The 313-nt window shown below is 63.9% G+C and carries 1 pseudogene; it reads left to right on the forward strand.

Features of this window, described 5'->3' with window-relative positions:
• Positions 1 to 313 (forward strand): annotated as a pseudogene (locus RCF13_RS07830) (ABC transporter permease); the annotation flags it as partial.

Consider the following 313-nt stretch of genomic DNA (forward strand, 5'->3'; position numbering starts at 1 on the left):
GGAGATCGGCCTGATCTTCAGCCTGGTGGCCTTGGGCGTATTTATCTCCTTTCGCCTGCTGCGCTTTCCGGACCTGACCGTTGATGGCAGTTTCCCGCTGGGCGGCGCCGTCTGTGCCACGCTGATCGCCTCGGGCACCGACCCGTTCGTGGCCACCATCGCCGCCACTTTCGCCGGCGCCGCCGCGGGGCTGGTCACCGGCTGGCTCAACGTCAAGCTCAAGATCATGGATCTGCTGGCCAGCATCCTGATGATGATCGCGCTGTATTCCGTGAACCTGCGCATCATGGGCAAGCCCAACGTGCCGCTCATC

The organism is Stenotrophomonas maltophilia group sp. RNC7, assembly GCF_030910085.1.
Lineage (GTDB): Bacteria > Pseudomonadota > Gammaproteobacteria > Xanthomonadales > Xanthomonadaceae > Stenotrophomonas > Stenotrophomonas sepilia.